Below are 22,542 nucleotides of genomic sequence, written 5' to 3' on the forward strand. Positions count from 1 at the left end.
GGGTGCTCAGTTGTGCTTCTTGCGCAGTTCGAGGCCGGAGAACAGCAGGCGCGAGTCGGTGCCGTCGGCCAGGATGCGGACGGTTTCGCCCTTGCCGGTGCCGAGGCCGGAGATGATGGCCTCGGTGTCGGAAATCGGGTTGAGCGCGATGCGCAGCACGAAGCCCGGCAGCTCGGAGAAGGTGCATTCGCCGATCAGCATGCCGTCCTCGATGTGCAGGCTCAGGCGGTCGGGTGCAAGGCCCGGCGGGGTGCCGACGATCTCGTAGTCGCCGACCAGTTCGCGCATGCTGCCGGGAATGGGGCGCGGCGTCAGCCGTTCGCCGACCAGCATGGTGTCGTTGCCGAAATGGCCGACCAGCACGCTGTGGCCGCCGACCGAGGCCGACGAGATGCGGATGCCGTCGAAGGCGCCGACCTGGACCGGGATCAGGCCGAACAGCTTGTAGCGCAGTCCGAACTGGCCGCCGGCCTGCGGCTTGAGCTGCAGGGTATGGCCCATGACTTCGGCGTCGAGCGCGTCCGAGCGCGGCTTGACGCGGATGAGGCCGACCATGGAGTCGTACCAGGCGGAATAGGTGGACAGCTGCTCCGGGGCGAGCCTCACCTCGGCCTGGGCTTCGGCCGGGGTGGCCGGCTGGCGGATGCCGGTCTTGGCTTCGAGCGCCTGCGCCAGCGCTTCGGTGGCGACTTGCTTGACCACCGCCTGCGAGGTGCCGGAGTTGGATGCGACGATGACGCCGAGCTTATGCTCGGGCAGCACCACCATCATGCTGTGCGAATCGAACAGGGTGCCGCCGTGGCTGGCGACCGTGCCGGCGTTGCGGATCTCGATGCCCGACAGCAGCCAGCCGAGGCCGACGCGAAAGCCGAGGTCGAGCGGCACCTGCTCGTTCTGCGCCCGCAGCATCTCGGCCAGGCTGTCTGCCTGCAGGATCTGCTGCCCGCCGGCGCGGCCGCCGGCAAACACCATGCGCATGAAGCGGCTCATGTCCTCGACGCTGGAGACCAGGCCGCCGGAAGGCAGGTCGCGCAGCGGCAGGGCCTCTATCGGGCCGCTGGCGTCGTACACCCGGACCGCCGGGCGCGACTCGAAGCTGCTGCGGCTCATGCCGAGCGGGCCCAGCAGCGCCTGCTGCATGTAGCTGGCGAAGGGGGCGTCGGCGGTGCGTTCGATCGCGGCGCCGAGCAGGGTGACGCCCAGGTTGGAATAGCCGAAGATGAAATCCGGCGGATAGGCGACGTACTCGTCGCGCACCGCTTCCACCAGGCTGGCGAAGGGCGGGGTGTCCTCGCCCATCATGCCCTTGAGGTAGTTGGCGGGCAGGCCGGAATGGTGGTGCATGATGTTGCGCGGCGTGATCGGCCCGGCGCCGGTGAAGCGCGAGCGGATCGAAAAGGCCGGCAGGTAGTCCGACAACGGACGGTCGATGTCCATTTCGCCGCGCTCGGCCAGCTGCATTGCGGCGGTGGCGGTGAGCACCTTGGCGATGGAGCCGAGCCGGTAGCGCGTCTGCGGGCTGGCGGGGATGCCGCGCTCGGCGTCTTCTGCGCCGAAACCCTGCGCCCATACCAGCTGCTGGTCGTCCACCAGCGCGATCGACAGGCCGGTGACCTTGTTGTCGGCCATCTGCTGCTCGATCAGCCAGGACACGTAGGCGCGGGTGTAGGCGTAGTCGCGGCTGCCGGCGTGGTCGGCCTTCGGTGGCGGCAGCGTGGCACAGGCGCCCAGCAGCACGGCCAGCGCCGGGACGAGCAGGCGCCGGACCTGCGCGAGGGCGGGTCCGCTGGAGCGGGAAGGAACGAGGCGGGGCGAAGCGGGCATGGCTGCGGAACGGGCGTGTCGTCGGGCGGTATCGTCGGGCTGCGCGATGTTACGTGTGGCGGGTTGCGACCGCCGTGCGATAGTCGGCGACCGGCGGACATTCGCCGCGAGCGCGCAGGGCCGCGCGCCCTCTCCTTTCCGAGGGGGCGTGCGGCCCATCGCAAAATTCAATTTGGACACAATTATAAGGAGTGTCCGGGGCCGCTGCCCAGCCTTGGAGCGCCCTTTGCTTGCGCGGCACCGGAAACCGGCGGGCGCCGGGCCGGTCATACCGCGCTCGAACGAGGAGACCCGGAAATGACCGATACACCATCGGCGTCGCAGATCGATGCGCAACGCCTCACCATCGCGCGCCTGATCGCGCTGACCCTGATCGCCGACGGCGAACTCGCCAGCCGCGAGCTGGAGGCGCTGGACCGCCACCACATCGCCGAGCTGATCGCCGTGCCGCGTGACGTGCTGATCCAGACGGTGATCGACCATTGCCGCAGCCTGCGGCGCGAGGGCGATGCGCCCGGTACGCTGCGGGTGCTCGATCTGGAGACCACCGAGCGCATGCTGGACAGCATCACCGACCCGGCCCTGCGCGAGCTCGCCTGCCGCGCGATGCTGGTGCTGTCCAAGGCGGACGGCCGCATCACCCTGCCGGAGCAGACCCTGCTGCGCCACGCCTTGAGCCGTTGGGGCCTGTCGCTGGAGGCGATCGCCGCAAGCGCCGGTTAAACCGGCGGTAAACGGCTCAGCCCCGGCGGCGCGGACGCCAGCCGGGGCTGAGGGCAGGGATGCTGCGGCTTATTCGCGGATCGGCCCGTAATCCACCGGCACCCATTCGTAGCTGCCCTTGCCGGCGCGGCGCACGTGGCCGATGCCGGGGAAGGGCAGGTGCATGCCGGCCACCAGCAGCTTGTCGCGGGCGGCGCGCTTGAAGATGGCTTCGCGCGTGCTCACCGCCTTCTTCGAATCGACGTCGAACTCGATGGCGATGCCCGGCTTCGCGAACTGCACCGCGGCGTTGTGCACGATGTCGCCCCAGATCAGCAGCTGCTTGCCGGCCGATTCGGCGAGGTAGCCGGAGTGCCCCGGCGTGTGGCCGTATTCGGCCACCGCCTTGATGCCCGGCACCACTTCCTCGCCGTCGGTCACGGTCTTGAAGCGGTTTTCGGCGCGGTAGGGCGCAGTGGCGGCCTGCGCCATCTGGAAGAAGGGCTTGGCGCCTTCAGGCGCTTTTTCCAGCGCACCCTCGGCCAGCCAGAAGTCGGCATCGGCCTTGTCGGCATAGACCGTGGCCTTGGGGAAGACCGGCTTGCCGTCGGCGCCGACCAGGCCGTTCACATGGTCGCCGTGCAGGTGGGTGAGCAGCACCGCGTCGATCTGCGCGGGCTCGTAACCGGCCGCCTTGAGGTTGTCGACGATGTAGCCGAGCGAGGGGCCGAAGGCCTTGGCGGCGCCGGCATCGACCAGCACCAGCTTGCTGCCGGTGTTGATGACGTAGCCGTTGACCGCGGTCTGCATCTTCGGGCCTTCCTGGAAGCGCTGCGCGAGCAGGCGCTGGATGTCGCGCTGGCTGGCGTTCTTGAGCAGCTTGGGGTCGAGGTCGACATAGCCGTCGTAAAGCGCGGTGATCTCGAACTGGCCGAGCGCCATGCGGTAGTAGCCGGGCGCCTGGGTCTTGACCTGCGGCGCTTCGGCGTGGGCGACGGACAGCGACAGCAGCGGCGTGGTGAAGGCGATCGCCGCGGCGGCGAACCAGTGACGGGCACGGGGGAAGTGCATCGGGGGCTCTCCTGTGTAGGACGGGAAATGCGGAATGCGAACTGTATAGCAGTTCGCATCCTGACGGCATCCGGTCAGCCGCGCTCCGGCCGCGCCGGGGTGCGCACATGCACCGCCAGCCAGACGGCGTCGACCGAGGTGGATTCGACGCGGTGGCGGCGGCGTGCAGGGATGGTCACCCAGTCGCCGGCCTGCATGGCGAGGCGGGTGCCGCCATCGCCGTCCTCGAACAGCAGTTCCGCCTGGCCGGCCACCAGCATCACCCACTCGTCGTCGGGCTGGTCGTACCAGAAGCCGGGCGGGCTGGCCTGCCCGTGCGAGACGATGCGCTCGATGCAGGCGGCATCGGACTGCAGCAGCGGTTCGAACACCTCTTCACCGCCGGCCGGGGGCAGGGCGGTGAGCAGATTGCCATGTGGCGGCAGCGTCATCGCCTTCAGCCGGCGTTCTTCTTGGCGTCGACCAGCGGCACCACGCCCGGCATCTCGAAGCGCTGGCGGCCCGGTTCCATTTCGGTGAGGGGCGCGCAGGGTTTCAGCGTCGCGAGGCTGCGCACCGCCAGGTCCTGGTAGGTGCGGGTGCCGTCGATCTTCCAGCTCACCTCCTGGTCGGACAGTTCGCGCACCACCTTGGCCGGCATGCCGGCGACGAGCGTGCGGGGCGGCACCGCCATGCCGGCCTTGACGAAAGCGCAGGCGGCGACGATGGCGGATTCGCCGATCACCGCGTTGTCCATGACTACCGCGTTCATGCCGACCAGCGCGTTACGGCCGACCTGGCAGCCGTGCAGGATGGCGCCGTGGCCGATGTGGCCATCGACTCCGACCACCGTGTCGGTGCCGGGAAAACCGTGCATCACGCAGCTGTCCTGGATGTTGCTGCCTTCTTCCATGACGATGCGGCCGAAGTCGCCGCGCAGGCTGGCGAGCGGTGCGACATAGCAGCGCGGGCCGACGATGACGTCGCCGATCAGCACGGCGTCGGGGTGGACGTAGGCGGTGGGGTGGATGACGGGTTTGAGGCCGTCGATTTCGTAGCAGGGCATGGGGTGGGGCTCCTCGCGGCGAAAAGCTGGCGGTTGGGGGCGCGCAGGTTCTACTCCTCCCCCTTCAAGGGGGAGGTTGGGAGGGGGATGGGGTTGAATTGGCGCTCTTGTTACCCCATCCCCACCCCAGCCCTCCCCTTGAAGGGGAGGGAGCGGAACCGCCTCAAACGTGGTCGGGATGTCCCAGCTTACTCGACGTGATAGCGCCGCTGCACCACCCGGAAGCGGTTGGCGACGAAGGCGGTGTCGGAGTAGCTGGCGTTGGCGGCCGGGTTCATGCCGACGCCGTGGTAGTCGGAGAAGGCCGCCGACTGGTTCACGAACACGCCGCCAGTGAGGTTGATCGACAGCGCGACGCCGGCGCGCAGCGTGGCTTCCGTCATCGCGTCGATCACTTCCGGCTTGCTGGAGTAAAGGCCCACGGTGAGCGCGCCGTGTTCCCTGACGATGCGCTCGGACAGCGCCACCGCGGCGGCGCCGTCGGCGACCTTGACCACGAAGGCGATCGGGCCGAAGCGCTCTTCCATATAGCTCTTCTCGTCGGCGGCGTCGCAGGCGAGCAGCACCGGGGTGCGCACTTCGGCCTTGGGGAACTCGGCATGCTCGATCTTCTTCGAGGCCAGCACGATGCGGCCGTACTCGCCGGCCTCGTTGATGCGGGCGAGCGTGGCTTCGGACTGGATCGCGCCCAGCACCGCGGTGGCGACCGCCGGGTCGGAGAGGAACTTGTCGATCGCGGCGCCGAGGTCGGCCGCGACTTCGTCGTAGCTCTTGTGGCCCTGGTCGGTATCGATGCCGCCGGCCGGCACGAGGATGGCCTGGGTGGTGGTGCACATCTGGCCCGAGTACAGGCACAGCGTGAAGGCGAGGTTGCGCAGCATCGCCTTGTAACTGTCGGTGGATTCGATCACCACGTTGTTCACGCCGGCGAGCTCGGCATACACCTGGGCCTGCTTGGCGTTGTCGATCAGCCACTGGCCGAAGACGTTGCTGCCGGTGAAGTCGATCGACTTCACCGCCGGATGGGTGGCGAGCGCCTGGGTGTCGCTGCGCTTTTCCACCACCGCCAGGCTCACGACGTTGGGGTCGAGGCCGGCTTCGGCCAGCACTTCGCGGGCGATCTTCACCGTCATCGCGGCGGGCAGGATGGCGTTGCTGTGCGGCTTGACGATCACCGGGTTGCCGGTGGCGAGCGCGGCGAACAGGCCGGGGTAGGTGTTCCAGGTCGGGAAGGTGCCGCAGCCGACCACCAGCGCGACGCCGCGGCCGACGATCTCGTAGTGCTTCTTCATCTTCAGTGGCGGGTTCTTGCCCTGCGGCTTCTCCCACACGGTTTCCGCCGGCACGCCGTTCATGGCTTCCCAGGCGTAGGCGACGGCTTCGAGGCCGCGGTCCTGCGCATGCGGGCCGCCGGCCTGGAAGGCCATCATCCAGCCCTGGCCGGTGGTCATCATCACCGCGTGGGCGATCTCGAAGCTGCGCTTGTTCAGGCGGGCGAGGATTTCCAGGCAGACGCCGACCCGGCCGTCGGCGCCGATCTTGCGCCAGGCGGGCATCGCGGCCTCGGCGGCGGCGATCAGCGCGCTCGGCTCGCAAACCGGATAGCGCACGTCGAGCGCGATGCCATACGGTGAACGCTCCGGCGCAGCCCAGCCGCTGCGGCCCGGTTGATCCAGCTCGAAATCCTTGCCCAGGCAGCCCTCGAAGGCCCGCTTGCCGTCGTCCGCGGCGGTTTCGCCATAGACCTTGGGGCTGGGCATTTCCACGTAGGGCGTCCAGTAGCCGCGGCCGTGTATGGCGGCGACGGCGGCGTCCAGCGTGGCCTGGTGCTTGGTGTACAGCGGATGCGTCATGGGGTGTCTCCTCCGGTTTGGCGGCGCGGCTTCCCTTTGCCGGGAAATTTCCGCTGTCTTGCCGCGACAGTCGCGTGTTGCTCTGCGACACGAATACGTCAAGTAGAAAGCACTTGTTTTTTGATCTGGATCAAGATTACTATTGATTGACCAGTCGGTCAAACAATCCGCAAAGCAAGCGCCGACAGCCGAACGCAGCCCGCCGCGACAGCGGCGCGCAGACAAGGAGGAGACAGATGAGCAGCTTCGAAACCATCCGCTACGAGGTCGCCGCCGGCGTCGCCACGCTGACGCTGAACCGCCCCGACCGCCTCAACAGCTTCAACGACCAGATGCACCGCGAAGTGCGCGAAGCGCTCGCCCAGGTGCAGGCCGGTCGCGCCGACGGTTCGGTGCGGGTGCTGGTGATCGCCGCTGCCGGCCGCGGTTTCTGCGCCGGGCAGGACCTGTCCGACCGCAATGTGTCGGCCGGCGCCGAAGCGCCCGACCTCGGCGCCTCGATCGAGAAGAACTACAAGCCGCTGGTGACGACGCTGCGCAATCTCGACCTGCCGGTGATCGCCGCGGTGAATGGCGTGGCCGCCGGCGCCGGCGCCAACCTCGCGCTCGCCTGCGACCTGGTGTTCGCGGCGCGCTCGGCGAGCTTCATCCAGTCCTTCGCCAAGCTCGGCCTGGTTCCAGACACCGGCGGCTCCTGGATTTTGCCGCGCCTCGCCGGCCCCGCGCGCGCGCTGGGGCTGGCGCTGCTCGGCGACAAGCTCCCGGCCGAGCAAGCCGAACAATGGGGCCTGATCTGGAAGTGCGTGGATGACGACGCCCTGCAGGCCACCGTGCAGCAGGTCGCCACCACGCTGGCCAACGGCCCGACCTTTGGCTACGCCCAGACCAAGAAGGCGATCTGGGCCAGCTCCACCAACGATTTCGACACCCAGCTCGATCTCGAGCGCGATGCCATGCGGGCCTGCGGCCGCTCGCACGACTACCGGGAAGGCGTCGCCGCCTTCATGGAAAAACGCGCTCCTCAATTCAAGGGGAATTAAGGCGTGACTGCAGCAGACAAGGCTCTCGACAAGCAAGTGAAGGTTCTGGTCATCGGCGCCGGCGCCATGGGCAGCGGCATCGCCCATGTTGCCGCGCTCGCCGGTCATCCGGTGTACCTGTACGACACCCGTGCGGAAGCCATCGACAAGGGCATTGCCGGCATTGCCAAGGATCTCGCCTTCCTGGTGGACAAGGGCAAGCTCGCCGGCGAGGAGCGCGACGCGGTGCTTGCCCGCATCACCGGCGTGACCCAGCTGACCGATGCGAAGGATGCTGGCCTGGCGATCGAAGCCATCGTCGAGAACCTCGACATCAAGCAGAAACTCTTCCGCGAGCTGGAAGCGCTGCTCGGTGACGACGCGGTGCTGGCCTCCAACACCTCCTCGCTGTCGATCACCGCGATGGGCGCCGCGCTGGCGCGGCCGGAACGCCTGGTCGGGCTGCACTTCTTCAACCCGGCGCCGCGCATGAAGCTGGTCGAGATCGTCTCCGGTCTCGCCACCCCGCGCGAACTCGCCGAGCGCATGCATGCCACCGCGAAGGCCTGGGGCAAGGTGCCGGTGTATGCGAAGTCGACCCCGGGCTTCATCGTCAATCGCGTTGCCCGCCCGTACTACGCCGAAGCCCAGCGCGTGCTGGCCGAATGCGCCGCCGAGCCGGCGACGCTGGATGCGGCGATGCGCGAAGGCTGCGGCTTCCCGATGGGGCCGTTCGAGCTGATGGACCTGATCGGCCACGACGTCAATTTCGCCGTCACCAACTCGGTGTTCGACGCCTACTTCGGCGACAAGCGCTTCACCCCCAGCCTGATCCAGCAGGAGCTGGTGGCTGCCGGGCGGCTGGGCCGCAAGAGCGGCCACGGCTTCTACAGCTACGCAGCCGGTGCTGCCAAAGCGGCACCGCGTACCGAGGAAACCCACGGCGCCGAGAACGTGGTCACCGTGGTCGGCGGCTTGGGCGTGGCCGCCGGGCTGATCGGCCGCTTCGAGGCGGCCGGCATCGAGGTGCGCCGTGCTGCCGGGAGTGAAGGCCAGGGCTGGCTGGAGATCGGCAGCGCGCGCGTTGCGCTGTCGGACGGCCGTACCGCCACCCGTCGCGCGGTGGAAGACGGCGTGCCCAACCTGGTGCTGTTCGACCTCTGCCTCGATTACGCCGCCACGCCGCGCCTTACCCTGACGCGCGCCGACCAGTGCGGTCAGGGCGCTTGGGGCGCGGCCGTCGGCACGTTGCAGCGCGCCGGCCTGGCGGTGTCGCGCATCGACGATGTCGCCGGCCTGGTCGGCCTGCGCACCGTGGCGATGCTCGCCAACGAGGCCGCCGATGCGGTGCTGCAGGGTATCGGCACCGCCGCCGACATCGACACCGCGATGCGTTTCGGCACCAACTATCCCAAGGGTCCGCTCGCCTGGGCCGACCAGCTCGGCGTGGCCTTCGTCGCCCGCGTGCTGGCCAACCTGCGAGAACACTACGGCGAGGAACGCTACCGCGTGTCGCCGCTGATCCAGCGCAAGACCTTCAGTGGAGCCGCATTCCATGAGTGAAGCCGCATACAGGGACGTCGCCGCCGGGCTCGATCCGCAGACCCTGGCCGAGAAGGTGCGCGACGGCATGTACGAGCGCGACCAGGCCGCGCGCAGCCTGGAGATGAAGATCACCGCCGTCGGCCCCGGCCGCGCCACCATCACCATGCCGGTGCGCGATGACATGCTCAACGGCTTTCGCATCTGCCACGGCGGCTTGATCACCACGTTGGCCGACACCGCCTTCGCCTACGCCTGCAACAGCGGCAACGAGCAGACGGTGGCCTCCGGCGTCAGTGTCGATTTCATGGCGCCGGGCAAGCCGGGCGACCTGCTCACCGCCGCTGCGCAACAGGTGTTCGAAGCCGGCCGCACCGGCGTGTACGACGTCACCGTCACCAACCAGAAGGGCGAGCTGATCGCGGTCATGCGCGGCAAGTCGTATCGCCTCAAGGGGCGGGCGGTGGTTGAACTCTAGACAGGACAGACCGCGCCCGGACAACAAAAACACCGCCGGGCGCGCAGAACACAAGGCAGACGGGAACGGAGGAGACAAGAATGCCCATCAACAGCTATGCACCACCCCAGCTCGAACCGATCGAAACGGCCAGCGTGGACGAACTGCGCGCGCTGCAGCTCGAGCGCCTGAAGTGGAGCGTGCGCCACGCCTATGAAAACGTGCCGCACTACCGCAAGGCCTTCGACGACAAGGGCGTCCACCCGGACGACCTGAAAACCCTCGCCGACCTGGCGAAGTTCCCCTTCACCAGCAAGTACGACCTGCGCGACAACTACCCCTTCGGCATGTTCGCGGTGCCGATGGACAAGGTCGCCCGCGTCCATGCTTCGTCCGGCACCACCGGCAAGCCGACGGTGGTGGGCTACACGCTGAAGGACATCGATACCTGGGCCACGGTAGTGGCGCGCTCCATCCGCGCAGGCGGCGGCCGCCCGGGCGACATGGTGCACGTGTCCTACGGCTACGGCCTCTTCACCGGCGGCCTGGGCGCCCACTACGGTGCCGAGAAGCTGGGCTGCACCGTGGTGCCGATGTCCGGCGGCCAGACCGAGAAGCAGATCCAGATCATCCAGGACTTCAAGCCCAAGATCATCATGGTGACGCCGTCCTACATGCTGACCATCCTCGACGAGATGGAGCGCATGGGCATCGACCCCAAGAGCACCTCGCTCAAGATCGGCATTTTCGGCGCCGAACCCTGGACGCCGGCGATGCGCGAGGCGATGGAGCACCGCTCCGGCATGGACGCGGTGGACATCTACGGCCTGTCCGAAGTGATGGGCCCGGGCGTGGCCAGCGAATGCGTCGAGGCCAAGGACGGCCCGACCATCTGGGAAGACCACTTCTACCCCGAGATCATCGACCCGGTCACCGGCGAAGTGCTGCCGGACGGCTCCGAGGGCGAACTGGTATTCACCTCGCTGTCCAAGGAGGCGATGCCGGTGATCCGCTACCGCACCCGCGACCTCACACGGCTGCTGCCGCCGTCGATGCGCAGCATGCGGCGCATGGCCAAGATCACCGGGCGTTCGGACGACATGCTCATCATCCGCGGGGTGAACGTGTTCCCGACCCAGATCGAGGAACTGATCTGCAAGATGCCCAAGCTGGCGCCGCAGTACCTGCTTGAAGTCGACAAGCATGGCCACATGGACACGCTGACGGTGAAGGTCGAGATCAACCCGGACGCCAATGTCGGCCGTCACCCGGAACAGAAGGAAGCGCTCGCCAAGGAGCTGACCCACCACATCAAGAGCCTGATCGGCGTGTCGGCCAAGGTCATCGTCGGCGAACCCTTCTCGATCGAGCGCGTGACCGTGGGCAAGGCCAAGCGCGTCATCGACCACCGTCCGAAAGCCTGATTTGCAGCGGCGGGGCCATTCCGCCCCGCCGCGTTCGAAAGACAAGGAGCGCACCATGTATACGCAAGCTCTCGATATTCCCCAGCAGAATGCCGACGCCAAGCCGCTGCGCGCGGTGGAGAACCCGGAGTACCAGGCCGAGTTCGACGCCAAGATAGACGCCGGCGGCTTCATCGAGGCCAAGGACTGGATGCCCGAGGCCTACCGCAAGACCCTGATCCGCCAGATCAGCCAGCACGCCCACTCGGAAATCGTCGGCATGCTGCCCGAAGGCAACTGGATTACCCGCGCGCCCAGCCTCAAGCGCAAGGCCATCCTGCTCGCCAAGGTGCAGGACGAAGGCGGCCATGGCCTCTACCTCTACGCCGCCGCCGAAACCCTGGGCGTGTCGCGCGACGAACTGCTCGAAGCGCTGCACAGCAAGAAGGCGAAGTACAGCTCGATCTTCAACTACCCGACGCTCAACTGGGCGGACATCGGCGTGATCGGCTGGCTGGTGGACGGCGCCGCGATCATGAACCAGATCCCGTTGTGCAAGTGCAGCTACGGCCCCTACGCCCGCGCCATGATCCGAGTGTGCAAGGAGGAATCCTTCCACCAGCGCCAGGGCTACGACCTGCTGCTGACCATGATGAAGGGCACCGAAGAACAGCGCGAGATGGTGCAGGACGCGGTCAATCGCTGGTGGTGGCCGTCGATCATGATGTTCGGCCCGCACGACAAGGACAGCGTGCATACGGATTCCGCGCGCTGGGGCATCAAGCGCATCTCCAACGACGACCTGCGCCAGAAGTTCGTCGACGCCACGGTGAAGCAGGCCGAAGTGCTCGGCGTCAGCCTGCCCGACCCCGAACTCAAGTGGAATGCCGAACGCGGCCACTACGACTTCGGCGCGCTCGACTGGGACGAGTTCTGGGCGGTGGTGAACGGCCACGGCCAGTGCAACGTCGACCGCCTGGCGGAGCGGGTGAAGGCCTGGGAAGACGGCGCCTGGGTGCGCGAAGCGGCGCTGGCGCATGCGGAAAAGCAGGCGGCGCGCGAAAAGGCCGCAGCCTGATCGATCAAGATCAATAGAGAGGGGACAAAACATGGAACGCAAGGAATGGCCGCTGTGGGAAGTTTTCGTCCGCAGCCGTAACGGTCTCGATCACAAGCATTGCGGCAGCGTGCACGCGCCGGATGCCACGCTGGCGCTGCAGGTGGCGCGCGACGTCTATACCCGCCGCCAGGAAGGCGTGTCGATCTGGGTGGTGAAGGCCGCCGACATCATCGCGTCGGACCCGGATGCCAAGCCGGAGCTGTTCGACCCGGCCGAGGACAAGATCTACCGGCATCCGACGTTTTACCAGCTGCCCGACGAAGTCAATCACATGTAAGCGGTGGCCGAGATGACCCAACAGAACACTGCAAACGCTGCCCACATCGAGTATGTGCTGCGCCTCGGCGACAACGCGCTGATCCTCGGTCAGCGCCTGTCCGAGTGGTGCGGCCACGCGCCGGTGCTGGAAGAGGACATGGCGCTCGCCAACACCGCGCTCGACCTCATCGGCCAGGCCCGCCTGCTGCTGACCCACGCCGGCAAGCTCGAAGGCAAGGGCCGCGACGAGGACCAGCTCGCCTTCCTGCGTATCGAGCGCGACTACCGCAACGTCACCCTGGCCGAGCTGCCCAACGAGGACTTCGGCCGTACCGTGGTGCGCAACTTCCTGTTCTCCGCCTTCCAGGTGCTGCTCTACCAGCGCCTGTCGAAGTCGAGCGACAGCGAACTGGCCGCGATCGCCGCCAAGAGCCTGAAGGAAGCGCGCTACCACATGAGCCACGCCGGCGAATGGGTGATCCGCCTCGGCGACGGCACCGCGGTGTCGCACGACAAGGCGCAGGCCGCGCTCGACTACCTGTGGCCTTACACCGCCGAACTCTTCGCCGCCAACCCGACCGACGACGCGGTGGCCGCCGCCGGTGTCGGCCCGGCCTGGGGCGAACTCGAAGCCGAGTGGGAAGCTGCGGTGGTGCCGGTGCTGAACGAGGCCACGCTGACGGTGCCGGCCCGGACGCCGTTCAAGAGCTACGGCAAGTTCGGTCGCCACAGCGAGCACCTCGGCCACATGCTGGCAACCATGCAGTACATGCAGCGCACCTATCCCGGCGCGCAGTGGTGAGTCGACGTATGGATAAGCCTGCTGCGCGGCCCACCTGCTACGGCTTTTCCACACGTCCTGGAGTCGAATGATGATGCTGACCGAAGCCCAGGCCTGGCAGGCGCTCGATGCGGTGCCCGATCCCGAGATCCCGGTGGTCTCGGTGACCGAGCTCGGCATCATCCGCGAACTGCGCTGCGACGACGATGCGGTGACCGTGGTGGTGACGCCGACCTATTCCGGCTGTCCCGCCACCGAGGTGATCGGCAGTACGGTGCGCGATGCGCTGCTCGCCGCCGGTGCCGCCAGCGTCGAACTGCAGACGCGGCTGGACCCGGCCTGGACCAGCGACTGGATCGGCGAGGCGGCGCGCGAGAAGCTGCGCGCCTACGGCATCGTGCCGCCGACCGGCCGCGCCGCGGTGGGCGGCGTGCAGCCGATCCGCTTCGTGAAGAAGACGCTGACCTGTCCGCGCTGCGGCTCCACCGACACCGAGCGGCTGTCGGAATTCGGCTCCACCGCCTGCAAGGCCACCTGGCGCTGCAAGAGCTGTCTCGAACCCTTCGAATACTTCAAACCGATCTGATCCCGCCGCGAGAGCCGGAAGCCGGAGACAAGACATGAAACCCACGTTCCACCCCCTCAAGATCGCCGAAGTGCGGCGCGAAACCCCGGACTCGGTCAGCCTGCGCTTCGAGGTGCCGGCGGAACTCGCCGAGGACTACCGCTTTGTCCAGGGCCAGCACCTCAACCTCAAGGCCGTGGTCGGCGGCGAGGAAGTGCGCCGCTCTTATTCCATCTGCTCCGGCGTCGATGACGGCGAGTTGCGGGTGGCGATCCGCAAGGTCGACGGCGGCCGCTTCTCGAGCTGGGCGGTCGATGCCATCCGCGTCGGCGACGTGTTCGAGGTGATGACGCCGGAAGGCCGTTTCTCGGCGCCGCTCGATCCGGCCAACGCCAAGCACTACGTGGCCTTCGCCGCCGGCAGCGGCATCACCCCCATCCTGTCGCTGATCAAGACCACGCTGCGTGCCGAGCCGAACAGCCGCTTCACCCTGGTCTATGGCAACCGCCGCCAGAGCAGCACCATGTTCGCCGAGGCCCTGGAAGACCTGAAGGACCGTTACCTGACCCGTTTCGCGCTGTACAACGTGTTCTCGCGCGAGGAGCAGGAAGTGCCGCTGTTCAACGGCCGGCTCGACCAGGCCCGCGTCGCCGCCTTCCTCGACACCCTGATCCCGGTGGCCGACATCGACGCCGCCTTCGTCTGCGGCCCCGGCGGCATGATCGACGAGGTCGAGGCCGCGCTGAAGGCCGGCGGCCTGGCGCAGGAGCGCATCCACCTCGAACGTTTCGGCGTGCCCGACAGCGCACCCAAGCATCATGTCGAGGCGGGCGACGCGCCGCAGGCGCGCATCACCGTGATCGTCGATGGCCTCAAGCGCGAGATGGACTTCCGCGCCGAAGACCCATCCATCCTGGATGTGGCGCTGCGCGCCGGGATGGACCTGCCGTACTCCTGCAAGGGTGGGGTATGCTGCACCTGCCGCGCCAAGGTGCTCGAAGGCAAGGTCCGCATGGACAAGAACTACACGCTCGAGCAGCCGGACATTGACGCGGGCTACGTGCTCACCTGCCAGGCCCACCCGCTCACCGAGCGCGTGGTCATCAGCTACGACGACAGATAAGACGGCGGAAACGGATTCCGGCGGGGGGCGGTTTTACTCGTACGGATCGGAACTACACCATGGCCAGGGGCAAATCTCCCACCTTCGAACTGCAGCGCGAAGCCATCCTCCAGGAGGCGGCGCGGCTGTTTGCCGACAAGGGCTTCCACAACGCCTCGATGGCGGAGCTGGCGGCGGCCTGCGGCGTGTCCAAGCCGCTGCTCTACCACTACTACCGCGACAAGGAACACATCCTGTTCGACATCGCCGACAGCTACATGGACCGGCTGCTGGCGATCGTCGCGGGGGTGGAGGCGCAGGAGCTCGACGCCGAGCCGCAACTGGCGGCGCTGGTGACGCGCTTCATGGAAGAGTACGAGCATTCGCAGAGCCAGCACGTGGTGCTGGTGCAGGACGTGAAGTTCCTCAAGGCGGAGCAGGCCGAGCATGTCGTCGGCAAGCAACGCGCGGTGGTGTCGGCCTTCGCCGCGGCGATCGAGCGCGTCGAGCCCGGCCTCAAGAAGCGCAAGCTCGACAAGCCGGTCGCGATGATCCTGTTCGGCATGATCAACTGGACCTTCACCTGGCTGTCCGCCGATGGCCGGCTGACCTATGCCGACATGGCGCCGGTGGTCACCACCATCCTGCTGAACGGCGTCAAGGGCCTGGTGGCCCAGATGCCGGGCCGTGCGAAGAAGGCGCGCAGCACCGCCGATACCGCCTGAATCCGTTTTCAACCCCGACGTCCCAAGAGAACAAAAGGAGAAACAGCCCGTGTCCGAAGTTTTCATCTGCGATGGCATCCGCACCCCCATCGGCCGCTATGCCGGCGCCCTGTCCGGCGTGCGTACCGACGATCTTGCCGCGCTCCCGATCAAGGCCCTGATCGCCCGCAACGGCGGTGTCGACTGGGCCGCGGTGGACGACATCTACTACGGCTGCGCCAACCAGGCCGGCGAGGACAACCGCGACGTCGCGCGCATGGCCGGCCTGCTTGCCGGGCTGCCGGTCGATGTGCCGGGTTCCACCATCAACCGCCTGTGCGGCTCCGGCATGGACGCGGTCGGCACCGCTGCGCGTGCGATCCGCACCGGCGAAACCCAGCTGATGATCGCCGGCGGCGTCGAGAGCATGAGCCGCGCGCCCTTCGTCATGGGCAAGGCCGACACCGCCTTCTCGCGCGTGGCCAAGGTCGAAGACACCACCATCGGCTGGCGCTTCGTCAATCCGCTGATGAAGGCCAAGTACGGCATCGACTCCATGCCGGAAACCGCCGAGAACGTCGCCACCGACTTCAAGGTCAGCCGTGCCGACCAGGACGCTTTCGCGCTGCGCAGCCAGCAGCGCTATGCCGCGGCCAAGGCGCGCGGCTTCTTCGACGGCGAACTGGTGCCGGTCGAGATTCCGCAGAAGAAGGGCGAGCCGCTGCGCGTGACCGCCGACGAGCATCCGCGCGAAACCTCGCTTGAGGCGCTGGCCAAGCTGAAGGGTGTGGTGCGCCCCGACGGCAGCGTCACCGCCGGCAATGCCTCCGGCACCAACGACGGCTCGGTGGCGCTGCTGCTGGCGTCCGCGGCGGCGGCCGAGAAGTACGGCCTCAAGCCGCGCGCCCGCATCGTGGCGATGGCCACTGCCGGCGTCGAGCCGCGCATCATGGGCATCGGCCCGGCGCCGGCCTCGCGCAAGGTGCTGGCCCTGGCCGGCCTCAGCCTCGACCAGATGGATGTCATCGAACTCAACGAAGCCTTCGCCGCGCAGGCCCTGGCGGTAACCCGCCAGCTCGGGCTGGCCGACGACGACGCCCGCGTTAACCCCAATGGCGGTGCCATCTCCCTCGGTCATCCTCTCGGTGCCTCGGGTGCGCGCCTGGTGCTCACCGCGATGCGCCAGCTCGAAGCCACCGGCGGCCGCTACGGCCTGTGCACCATGTGCATCGGCGTCGGCCAAGGCATCGCCATGATCATCGAGCGGGTTTGAACGGCGGATCGTTCGTGTGCGAAATTTGATATTTTCAAATGAGTTAGCAATGTGATAATTTTTCGCCCGACGTAGCCGAACAACAAAGCTCAAGCTCAAACCGGCAACGCAATAAACACAAGGAGGAGACACCATGAAACTGAAGCACACCCTGCTGGCCGCCATCGGCCTGGCTTTTGCCGCCACCGCAGCCCAGGCCGACATCAACGTCGGCGTGATCGTGTCGGCGACCGGCCCGGCGGCCTCGCTCGGCATTCCGGAGAAGAACACCATCGGGCTGATGCCGACCACCCTCGGCGGCGAGAAGGTGAACTACATCGTGCTCGACGACGCTTCGGATACCACCACCGCGGTGAAGAACATCCGCAAGCTGCTGTCGGAGGACAAGGTGGACGTGGTGCTCGGCTCCACCATCACGCCGAACTCGCTGGCGATGATCGACGTGACCGCCGAAGCCGCCACGCCCATGATCTCGATGGCCGCCTCCGCGCGCATCGTCGAGCCGGTCGATGACAAGAAGCGCTGGGTGTTCAAGACGCCGCAGAACGACGCGCAGATGTCCACCGCCATCGTCGAGCACATGACCAGCAACGGGGTGAAGAACGTCGCCTTCATCGGTTTCGCCGACGCCTATGGCGAAGGCTGGTATGAGCAGTTCAAGTCGGTGGCCGAAGCGCGCAAGCTCAACATCGTCGCCAACGAGCGCTTCAACCGTACCGACACCTCGGTCACCGGCCAGGTGCTCAAGGTCATGGCCGCCAAGCCCGACGCCGTGCTGATCGCCGGCTCCGGCACCCCGGCCGCGCTGCCGCAGAAGACGCTGAAGGAACGCGGCTACACCGGCAAGTACTACCAGACCCACGGTGTTGCCAACAACGACTTCCTGCGCGTCTGCGGCAAGGATTGCGAGGGCACCTTCCTGCCTGCCGGTCCGGTGCTGGTCGCGGCCCAGCTGCCCGACAGCAACCCGGTGAAGAAGGCCGCGCTGGAGTACATCGGCAAGTACGAGGCCGCTCACGGCAAGGGTTCGGTATCCACTTTCGGCGCCCACGCCTGGGACGCCGGCGTGTTGCTCTCCGCCGCCGCCCCGGTCGCGCTGAAGAAGGCCAAGCCGGGTACCAAGGAGTTCCGTGCCGCGCTGCGCGATGCGCTCGAAGGCGTCAAGGAGCAAGCGGGCGCGCACGGCATCTTCAACATGAGCGCGACCGACCATCTCGGCTTCGACCAGCGCGCCCGCGTCATGGTGCAGATCCAGAACGGCGCCTGGAAGCTGGTTCAGTAAGCCGCACAAGAAGCGGTCCGGGTGCGTAAGAGGCGCGCCCGGGCCGGCGCGGGGACGTCCTGTTCCCGCGTTGCATTCATCCCGACAGAGAATGAAACAGCAGGGCACGCCATCCCGCCGGGGCGGCAGTGTCGCAGGGGTTCGCCATGGATTTTCAGATAGCGCTGTTGCTGGGACAGGACGGCATCACCAACGGAGCGATCTACGCGCTGCTGGCACTGGCCTTGGTGCTGGTGTTTGCGGTCACGCGGGTGATCTTCATCCCGCAAGGGGAGTTTGTTGCCTATGGCGCCTTGACGCTGGCGATGATGCAGGCGGGCGGGGTGCCGGCGACGGTGTGGCTGCTGGTGGCGCTGGGGGTGATCGCAGCGCTGCTCGACGGCCGTGCGGCGCTGCAGTCGGGCCAGACGAAGAAGCTCGGCGGCATCGTCGGCTGGAACCTGGCCTATCCGCTGGTGCTCGCGGGGCTGCTGATGGCGCTGCCGCTCAAGACGCTGCCGCTGGCCGCGCAGGTGCTGCTCGCGCTCGCGGTGGTGGTGCCGATGGGGCCCTTCATGTACCGCGTGGTGTACCAGCCGATCGCCTCCGCCCCGGTGCTCATCCTGCTGATCGTCTCGGTCGCGGTGCATGTGGGCATGGTCGGCCTGGGGCTCTTGTTCTTCGGTGCCGAAGGCCAGCGCACGCCGCCCTTCAGTGAAGCCCGCTTCGAAGTCGGCCCGCTGCTGGTGTCGGGGCAAACCATCTGGGTGATCGTAGCCTCCCTCGCGCTGATCGCCGCGCTCTACCAGTTCTTCGAGCGCACCCTCTACGGCAAGGCGCTGCGCGCCACCGCGATCAACCGCGTCGGCGCCCAGCTGATGGGGATTTCGCCCGCGCTCGCCGGCAAGCTCACCTTCGTGCTGGCCGCCTTCATCGGCGCGCTGTCGGGCGTGCTGATCGCCCCGATCACCACCATCTACTACGACACCGGCTTCCTGATCGGGTTGAAGGGCTTCGTCGCCGCCATCATCGGCGGGCTGGGCAGCTACCCGCTGGCCGCCGTCGGCGCGGTGCTGGTCGGCCTGCTCGAAGCCTTCTCGTCCTTCTGGGCCAGCGCCTACAAGGAAGTCATCGTCTTCACCCTGATCATCCCGGTGCTGCTGTGGCGCTCGCTCACCAGCCACCACCTGGAGGAAGAAGAATGAGCGCGCCGCTGCCCGAATCCCGCGTGAGCCCGCCCGCGGCGAAGTCCGCCGCCCGGCCGCCCCTCACCGTGGTGCCTGCCCAACAACCGACCACCGGGTCCGCCATGTTCTCTCCCCGCGTCATCCTCGGCGTCTTCCTCGCGCTGCTCGCGGTGGCCCCGCTGGTGCTGCCGCCCTTCTACGTCACGCTGCTCAACTACATCGGCCTCTACGCCATGGTGGCGCTCGGCCTGGTGCTCTTGACCGGTGTCGGCGGCCTCACCAGCTTCGGCCAGGCCGCCTTCGTGGGGCTGGGCGCCTACACCACCGCGCTCTTGTGCACCGCCACCGATCTGCCCGCCTGGCTCGCCTGGGCCGGCGGTTCGCCCTGGCTGGCGCTGGGGGTGGGCCTGGTCTTCACCGCGGTGGTCGCGGTGGTGCTCGGTTCCCTCACCCTCAAGCTCTCCGGCCACTACCTGCCGCTGGGCACCATCGCCTGGGGGATTTCGCTGTACTTCCTGTTCGGCACCATGGAAAGCCTGGGCGGCCACACCGGTCTCACCGGCATTCCGCCGATTTCCATCTTCGGCTGGGTGCTCGACCAGGGTGAAGAGATCTTCTACCTCATCTGGGTCTTCCTGCTCGCCGCGGTCTTCACCACCCAGAACCTGCTCGATTCCCGCGAAGGCCGTGCCATCCGCGCCTTGAAGGGCGGCATGGTGATGGCCGAAGCGATGGGGGTCGATACCTCGCGCTCGCGCATGATCATCTTCGTGATCGCCGCGCTGCACGCCTGCGCCTCGGGCTGGCTCTACGCCCACATGCAGCGCTTCGTCAATCCGACCCCGTTCGGCCTGCACATCGGCATCGAGTACCTCTTCATGGCGGTGGTCGGCGGTGCCGGCCACGTCTGGGGCGCGCTGGTGGGCGCCGGCGTCATCACCGTGCTCAAGCAGTGGCTGCAGGACCTGCTGCCCAAGCTCTTCGGCCAGTCGGGCAACTTCGAAGTCATCGTCTTCGGCCTGATGATGGTGGTGGTGTTGCAACGCGCCCGCGACGGCCTGTGGCCCATCCTCACCAAGCTCGTCCCGGTCAAAGCGAAGAGGAAGACGTTGGACGCCGCCGCCAAGGAGCTGCCGCGCCGCGAACTGCCCAAGAAGGGCGAGCTCATCCTCGAAGCCAAGAACGTCACCCGCAAGTTCGGCGGCCTGGTCGCCAACAACAACATGAGCCTCGAAGTGCGCGCGGGCGAGATCCTCGCGCTGATCGGCCCCAACGGCGCAGGCAAGAGCACCATGTTCAACCAGATCTCGGGGGTCGACACCCCGACCTCGGGCGAGGTGCTGTTCCGCGGCAAGCCGGTGGCCGGTCACGACTCGCGCGAGATCGCCCGCATGGGCATGAGCCGCAGCTTCCAGCACGTGAAGTTGCTCCCGACCATGAGCGTGCTCGAGAACGTCGCCATCGGCGGCCACCTGCGCGGCGACAAGGGCGTGATCAGCTCGGCCTGGCGCATGGACCGCGAAGAAGAGTCGCGCCTCCTGGCAGAAGCGGCCCGCCAGATCGAGCGCGTGGGCCTCGCGGAACACATGTTCGACGAAGCCGGCAGCCTCGCGCTCGGCCAGCAGCGCATCCTCGAAATCGCCCGCGCGCTCTGTTCCGACCCCTGCCTGCTGCTGCTCGATGAGCCCGCCGCGGGGCTCCGCTTCAAGGAGAAGGAAGCGCTCGGCGACCTGATGAAGAAGCTCAGGGCCGAAGGCATGGCCATCCTCTTGGTCGAACACGACATGGACTTCGTGATGGGCCTGGTCGATCGGGTGGTGGTGATGGAGTTCGGCGAGAAGATCTCCGAAGGCCTGCCGGAAGACGTGCAGAAAGACCCGAAGGTGCTCGAAGCCTACCTGGGCGGGGTGGAGTAAATCATGGCGAACGAAACCAAGAACAAGGTGCTGGAGATCCAGGACCTGTGCGTGGCCTACGGCAAGGTGGAAGCGCTCACCAATGCCAACCTGACGGTGGGCGAAGGCCAGATCGTCACCGTGATCGGCCCCAACGGCGCGGGCAAGACGACGATGCTCTCCGCGATCATGGGCGTGCTCAACTCCAAGGGCAAAGTCCAGTTCGACGGCAGCATCGAAGCGGTGCCGGAAGTCGAACGCATGGTGGCGCGCGGCATGAACCTCGTGCCCGAAAAGCGCGAACTCTTCGGCGAGATGACGGTGGAGGACAACCTGACGCTGGGCGCCTTCCAGCGCTACCGCATGGGCAAGCGCGACCACGGCCAGACCATGGAGGAGGTGTATCACCTCTTCCCGCGCTTGAAGGAAAGACGCAGCCAGCTCGCCGGCACGCTGTCGGGCGGCGAGCGCCAGATGCTGGCGGTGGGCCGCGCGCTGATGGCCAAACCGAAGCTCCTGATGCTGGACGAACCGAGCCTGGGGCTTGCGCCGCTGATCGTGCGCGAGATCTTCCGGATCATCGCGGAGCTGAGACGGCGCGGGGTGTCGATCCTGCTGGTCGAGCAGAACGCGCGCGCGGCGCTGCAGGTGGCGGACTACGCCTACGTGCTGGAGACCGGCCAGATCGCGATGGAAGGGCCGGCGGCGCAGCTGAAGGACGATCCGCGGGTGATCGAGGCTTACCTGGGGCTGGGCGGCAAGCATCAGGAGATGTTGGCGACTTGAGGCCGGCAACCTGAGGCGGGTGTCCCGCGATGTCCGATGCCCGGGTTTTCGCGGCGAAAACCGGCTCGTCCGCGAAGGATTCCGGTTCGTTGAACGAAAGTCGTAGTGGCGGTGCGATCGGATGTTTTCGCGCGGGGCGGAAATTGTATGCAGAATGCTACGTCAGGATGTTACGAGCTGCCCCGAATCCCGCGACGGTGCTAGAATCCGGCCCGTAGAACCACATCACTTCCCTAATACCAATCGAGGAAAAGCATGAACAAAGGTGAATTCGTCGAAGCCCTGGCCGACCGTCTGGATGTATCCCGCGCTCAAGCTGACCGCGCCCTGTCTGCCGTGCTCGACATCATCTCCGAGCAACTCGGCAAGGGTGAAAAAGTGGCGTTCACCGGCTTTGGCTCCTTCGAGGTCTCCGAGCGTGCTGCCCGCACCGGCCGTAACCCGCAAACCGGCGCGACGATCGAAATCGCCGCTTCCAGCGTGCCCAAGTTCACTGCCGGCGCCACGCTGAAGGCCGCAGTCAACAAGTAATACCCCCTGACGTTTTCCGTCATTCGGCGGCCCGGTTAACGTAAGTTGCCGGGCCGCTTGCATTTTTTTCCGACGCGTCGACAAAAAGACGCTATAATCCGCCCCGTTGTGCAATGCAGCAGCAGGGCCATGGTGATTCTGTCGCGGGACTCTCCCGCCGATC

22 protein-coding genes are annotated in these 22,542 nt (G+C 67.1%); 17 read left to right on the forward strand and 5 right to left on the reverse strand.

The annotated features are described in order from the left end of the window. Positions 1–6: 6 nt before the first annotated feature. A complete protein-coding gene (locus tag CJ010_RS01870) occupies positions 7–1,824 on the reverse strand; it encodes a serine hydrolase (RefSeq protein ID WP_168224884.1) in 1,818 nt (605 codons plus the stop codon). Positions 1,825–2,121: 297 nt separating this feature from the next. Between CJ010_RS01870 and CJ010_RS01875 the strand changes: the two genes are divergently transcribed. Then, the gene (locus CJ010_RS01875; RefSeq protein ID WP_141016464.1) at positions 2,122–2,547 is read left to right on the forward strand and encodes a TerB family tellurite resistance protein; all 426 of its coding nucleotides are present in this window, start codon (positions 2,122–2,124) and stop codon (positions 2,545–2,547) included. A gap of 69 nt (positions 2,548–2,616) precedes the next feature. On the opposite strand, the gene CJ010_RS01880 is transcribed toward CJ010_RS01875, so the two are convergent. The 4 genes from CJ010_RS01880 to paaN all read right to left on the reverse strand — a co-directional run bounded on the left by CJ010_RS01880 (position 2,617) and on the right by paaN (position 6,495). Continuing rightward, entirely contained in the window at positions 2,617–3,597 is a 981-nt protein-coding gene (locus CJ010_RS01880; RefSeq protein ID WP_141016465.1) for an MBL fold metallo-hydrolase, read from the reverse strand. Between the two features lie 74 nt (positions 3,598–3,671). Then, positions 3,672–4,028 carry a cupin domain-containing protein gene (locus CJ010_RS01885; protein WP_141016466.1) on the reverse strand — a complete coding sequence of 119 codons (357 nt, stop codon included), beginning with the start codon at positions 4,026–4,028 and terminating at the stop codon, positions 3,672–3,674. Between the two features lie 5 nt (positions 4,029–4,033). Then, positions 4,034–4,642 carry a phenylacetic acid degradation protein PaaY gene (paaY, locus tag CJ010_RS01890; protein WP_141016467.1) on the reverse strand — a complete coding sequence of 203 codons (609 nt, stop codon included), beginning with the start codon at positions 4,640–4,642 and terminating at the stop codon, positions 4,034–4,036. A 188-nt stretch (positions 4,643–4,830) separates the two neighbouring features. Further along, entirely contained in the window at positions 4,831–6,495 is a 1,665-nt protein-coding gene (paaN, locus tag CJ010_RS01895; protein WP_141016468.1) for a phenylacetic acid degradation protein PaaN, read from the reverse strand. 236 nt (positions 6,496–6,731) lie between these two features. Here paaN and paaG point away from each other — a divergent pair, with 236 nt between their 5' ends. The 16 genes from paaG (at position 6,732) to CJ010_RS01975 (ending at position 22,379) form a co-directional block, all read left to right on the forward strand. After that, the gene (gene paaG, locus CJ010_RS01900; protein WP_141016469.1) at positions 6,732–7,535 is read left to right on the forward strand and encodes a 2-(1,2-epoxy-1,2-dihydrophenyl)acetyl-CoA isomerase PaaG; all 804 of its coding nucleotides are present in this window, start codon (positions 6,732–6,734) and stop codon (positions 7,533–7,535) included. 66 nt (positions 7,536–7,601) lie between these two features. After that, complete coding sequence (paaH, locus tag CJ010_RS01905) at positions 7,602–9,077, forward strand: 3-hydroxyacyl-CoA dehydrogenase PaaH (protein ID WP_240794580.1); 1,476 nt, start codon at positions 7,602–7,604, stop codon at positions 9,075–9,077. After that, positions 9,070–9,534: a hydroxyphenylacetyl-CoA thioesterase PaaI gene (gene paaI / locus CJ010_RS01910; RefSeq protein WP_141016471.1), complete on the forward strand. Its 465-nt coding sequence runs from the start codon at positions 9,070–9,072 to the stop codon at positions 9,532–9,534. Before paaH ends, paaI begins: the two co-directional genes overlap by 8 nt. Before the next feature lie 80 nt (positions 9,535–9,614). After that, the gene (paaK, locus tag CJ010_RS01915; protein ID WP_141016472.1) at positions 9,615–10,937 is read left to right on the forward strand and encodes a phenylacetate--CoA ligase PaaK; all 1,323 of its coding nucleotides are present in this window, start codon (positions 9,615–9,617) and stop codon (positions 10,935–10,937) included. A gap of 55 nt (positions 10,938–10,992) precedes the next feature. Then, positions 10,993–11,994 (forward strand): 1,2-phenylacetyl-CoA epoxidase subunit PaaA, encoded by a 1,002-nt coding sequence (gene paaA, locus CJ010_RS01920; RefSeq protein ID WP_141016473.1) that lies wholly within the window; start codon positions 10,993–10,995, stop codon positions 11,992–11,994. Positions 11,995–12,025: 31 nt separating this feature from the next. Beyond that, complete coding sequence (gene paaB / locus CJ010_RS01925) at positions 12,026–12,313, forward strand: 1,2-phenylacetyl-CoA epoxidase subunit PaaB (RefSeq protein WP_141016474.1); 288 nt, start codon at positions 12,026–12,028, stop codon at positions 12,311–12,313. A 12-nt stretch (positions 12,314–12,325) separates the two neighbouring features. Continuing rightward, on the forward strand, positions 12,326–13,096 hold the full coding sequence (gene paaC, locus CJ010_RS01930) for a 1,2-phenylacetyl-CoA epoxidase subunit PaaC (protein WP_141016475.1): 771 nt from the start codon (positions 12,326–12,328) through the stop codon (positions 13,094–13,096). Positions 13,097–13,169: 73 nt separating this feature from the next. After that, complete coding sequence (gene paaD / locus CJ010_RS01935; protein WP_141020530.1) at positions 13,170–13,661, forward strand: 1,2-phenylacetyl-CoA epoxidase subunit PaaD; 492 nt, start codon at positions 13,170–13,172, stop codon at positions 13,659–13,661. Positions 13,662–13,695: 34 nt separating this feature from the next. Next, positions 13,696–14,763 (forward strand): 1,2-phenylacetyl-CoA epoxidase subunit PaaE, encoded by a 1,068-nt coding sequence (gene paaE / locus CJ010_RS01940; RefSeq protein WP_141016476.1) that lies wholly within the window; start codon positions 13,696–13,698, stop codon positions 14,761–14,763. A gap of 59 nt (positions 14,764–14,822) precedes the next feature. Beyond that, positions 14,823–15,467: a TetR/AcrR family transcriptional regulator gene (locus CJ010_RS01945; protein WP_141016477.1), complete on the forward strand. Its 645-nt coding sequence runs from the start codon at positions 14,823–14,825 to the stop codon at positions 15,465–15,467. 49 nt (positions 15,468–15,516) lie between these two features. Then, positions 15,517–16,719: a 3-oxoadipyl-CoA thiolase gene (gene pcaF / locus CJ010_RS01950; RefSeq protein ID WP_141016478.1), complete on the forward strand. Its 1,203-nt coding sequence runs from the start codon at positions 15,517–15,519 to the stop codon at positions 16,717–16,719. Between the two features lie 133 nt (positions 16,720–16,852). Beyond that, entirely contained in the window at positions 16,853–18,001 is a 1,149-nt protein-coding gene (locus CJ010_RS01955) for an ABC transporter substrate-binding protein (RefSeq protein ID WP_141016479.1), read from the forward strand. 146 nt (positions 18,002–18,147) lie between these two features. Then, positions 18,148–19,185: a branched-chain amino acid ABC transporter permease gene (locus tag CJ010_RS01960; protein WP_141016480.1), complete on the forward strand. Its 1,038-nt coding sequence runs from the start codon at positions 18,148–18,150 to the stop codon at positions 19,183–19,185. A 104-nt stretch (positions 19,186–19,289) separates the two neighbouring features. Beyond that, complete coding sequence (locus CJ010_RS01965; RefSeq protein WP_141020531.1) at positions 19,290–21,083, forward strand: ATP-binding cassette domain-containing protein; 1,794 nt, start codon at positions 19,290–19,292, stop codon at positions 21,081–21,083. A gap of 3 nt (positions 21,084–21,086) precedes the next feature. Then, positions 21,087–21,848, forward strand: a complete 762-nt coding sequence (locus tag CJ010_RS01970; protein ID WP_141016481.1) for an ABC transporter ATP-binding protein — start codon at positions 21,087–21,089, stop codon at positions 21,846–21,848. Between the two features lie 255 nt (positions 21,849–22,103). Further along, positions 22,104–22,379, forward strand: a complete 276-nt coding sequence (locus CJ010_RS01975; protein ID WP_141016482.1) for an HU family DNA-binding protein — start codon at positions 22,104–22,106, stop codon at positions 22,377–22,379. Positions 22,380–22,542: the final 163 nt, after the last annotated feature.

Source organism: Azoarcus sp. DD4 (assembly GCF_006496635.1).
In the GTDB taxonomy this organism is placed as follows: Bacteria; Pseudomonadota; Gammaproteobacteria; order Burkholderiales; family Rhodocyclaceae; genus Azoarcus.